The organism is Myxococcota bacterium (genome assembly GCA_035498015.1).
GTDB lineage: Bacteria > Myxococcota_A > UBA9160 > SZUA-336 > SZUA-336 > VGRW01.
In genome coordinates this window covers 1-2760 of record DATKAO010000224.1, presented here as the reverse complement: position 1 = coordinate 2760, position 2760 = coordinate 1, and the positions used below count along the sequence as shown (strand labels likewise).

3 protein-coding genes are annotated in these 2760 nt (G+C 70.1%); all 3 read left to right on the top strand.

Annotated elements, in window-relative coordinates:
• Positions 1 to 384 (top strand): hypothetical protein (locus VMR86_19785; GenBank protein HTO09303.1); only part of this gene is annotated, 384 nt, incomplete at its 5' end.
• The gene (locus tag VMR86_19780) at positions 381 to 2465 is read left to right on the top strand and encodes a hypothetical protein (protein ID HTO09302.1); all 2085 of its coding nucleotides are present in this window, start codon (positions 381 to 383) and stop codon (positions 2463 to 2465) included. The genes VMR86_19785 and VMR86_19780, both read left to right, overlap by 4 nt.
• Position 2466: 1 nt before the next feature.
• Positions 2467 to 2760 (top strand): hypothetical protein (locus VMR86_19775; protein HTO09301.1); only part of this gene is annotated, 294 nt, incomplete at its 3' end.

The window sequence follows — 2760 nt, the reverse complement described above, 5'->3', positions numbered from 1 at the left end:
GCCATGCCGGGCATCGGCAACGCCGGCGCGCGCGAGGCGGCCGCGGCGCAGAGTGACTCGCGTGGCTACGAACGCGCCGAAGTGACTGCGCCGCGCGCGCAGGCCGGGCCCAGCCAGCCCAACGCCAAGCTGCGCGGCGTGCCGCTCGGGTCACTGGCCGCGTGCCGGAACGATCGGTTGGAAGACGATCTCAAGCAAAAGGTGCTCGCAGCCGTTCGGAATCGTGAGGAGTGTGCGAGCGCCGCCGGGCGCTACCGCTTCGTCGAGACCAAGAACCTGAACGCAGTACTGATGTGGATCGACCGTGCACCGGGGCGCGCGGAAGGCGACCGCTGCGCCGAGCTGTCATACGCGCTGTCGTGTCTTCGCGGGGGGGCCCGATGAACAAACTGATTCGCATGGCCGTCGGGCTGGGATTCGCGCTCGCGCTGGGAGCGCGTGCCGCGCAGGCCGGCTCGGAGTCGCAGGTGTGGTCGGGGTATCTCGACTACGCGTACGTGTACTCCTCCGCCGACGCCAAGTCCCTGTCCGAGCGCCTCAAGGGCTACGGCAACGAAGCCGGCGTCTCGCTGGAGCGCTACACGACCGACTACTTCGGCACGCTCGCGCCGCACGAGGGCGAGGGCAACGACGCCGAGAACCAGACCCGGCGCAAGGCGATCGCGTACCTGCTCTTGTATCTGCAGAGCGGAAACGCGGACCAGCTGGAGACCAGCGCCAAGACCATCCGCGAGCTGGCGCACCGGCTCGACCGGCACGAGAACAGCTACTGGTATCACTACATCCTGGCGCACCGCGCGCTCGAGCGCGGCAACGCCGGCGACTTCGTGAGCGAGGTGTTCGACCTGTGGCTCACCGTGGTGGTGCCGATCGAGGCCACCTACGCCACGCTCGACACGCTCTCGCTCAGTGACTCGCCGAACTCGGGCTTCGTCGCGGCGCTGCCGTACGTGTACGAGAACCTGGCGCGCCTGATCGTGCTGCGCACGCAGGAGAAGGGCGTCGACCGCGAGCTCGACCCGCTGGGCGTGGTCGTGCGCATGCTGTACGACAACCGGGTCGGCGCGTATCCCGACGTGATTCCCGCCGCCGCCTCGTCGCGCGCGTACCTGGAGCGCATCGTCGAGCGCCTGAACGGCGCCGAGTCCGACGAGGGCAGCCTGACCTTCACGCTGGCGCTGCTCGAGGCCAGCAAGCAGCACGAGAACGCGCGGTCGCTCCTGGCCAAGCAGGGGCTCTCGGCCGACACGCAGCGCGCCATGCGCACCGCCGCGGGCGCCTACGAGGTCGCGTTCAAGCGCGCGAGCACCGTGGGCGGCCAGTGCGCGGTGTACACGCGCGTGCTGCGCGAGATCGGCGAGCTGTACGCCGCGCGCCAGAGACTCGGGGATTCCGAGACCGAGATCGAGATGCCCTTCTCGATCGAGGGCGCGATCGGCGTGTACGCCACCCTGCGCGGCTCGCTCACCGGCGAGGAGTGGCGCAAGCAGGGCTTCTCCAACCAGACGCGCGAGCAGTATCTCGACGCCATGCAGCGGCTCTGGGAGGAGATCCAGGAGACCAGCCTGAACGTCGGCGACTACTACGTGTCGCGCAGCGTGAAGGAGCCGGCGCGCGCCGACGAGATGGCGCGCAACGGCGCGCGCGTGTACGGGCGCTATCTCAGCTTCTTCCACCAGTACGCCACCGAGGAAGGCAAGGAGTCACTGCCGGACTCCGCCTACTTCGCCGCCTTCGAGGCCGCGAAGGGCGTCGGCGGCGCGCTGCTGTCCTACGCGCAGAAGCCCACGCCGGGCGAGGTGCGGCTGGGCACCGAGCGCTATCGCGCCGCGCTCATGCTGTTCCCGTTCGATCGCGAGCTGTGGCCGGCGATCACCGCGGCGCTGGCGCGCCACGGCCGGCAGAGCGAATACGCGGCGCTCGCACGCCCGATCGCCGAGCACGTGACCCGCTCGCGCGCGATCCAGTCGTGGATCGACCAGAAGGAGCCCGAGGCCGACCGCATCGCGCGCGTGCGCCGCGCGCTCGCCGACAGCGAGGTCGTGCTGTACATGGGCTTCGCCGAGAGCACGAAGATCCCCGACCTCGAGCACGAGCTGTCCACGCTCTCGAGCAAGCGCAGCGACGCCGCGCGCGAGGTCGACCGCCTGACCAAGAAGCGCGACGAGCTGCGCAAGTCGTCGCGCTCCGACGTGCCGGCGGCGGCCGACGACGCCGGGGTCGACGCCGGCTCGCAGGACCTGGCCGACGTGGCGCAGGCGCTGTCCGACGCGCAGGCGCAGGTCGCCCGGCTCGACCAGCAGATCAGCGCGCGCACCCGGGCGCTCCCGCTCTACAAGGAGACACTGGCCACCGACGGCCTGGCCGAGGAGCTGCGCACGCGGCGCGACCACCCGGTGCACACGCTGTTGCGGCGCATGTACCACGAGCTGCGTTCGGCGGCGGAAGCCAAGGAGAAGCAGTGAGATGACCCGGTCACTCGTTCGGCTCGGCCTGTGCTTCGCGCTCGCGGCGGGCTCGCTGGGCTGCGGCTCCAAGACCTATCTGCCCAAGAGCTTCGGCCAGCCCGAGAAGTCGGCCGAGGAGAACGCGCCGCTCGGCGGCCCGTCGCTCGACCAACGGCGCGAGAACATGACGCGCATGTGGAAGGACCTCGTGCACTTCCAGACCGCGCTGCGCGACTCACAGGAGCGCAGCGACCGCACGACCACCAACGCGCTGGCGTTCTTCATCGGCTCCTACATGAACATGCACCTCGAC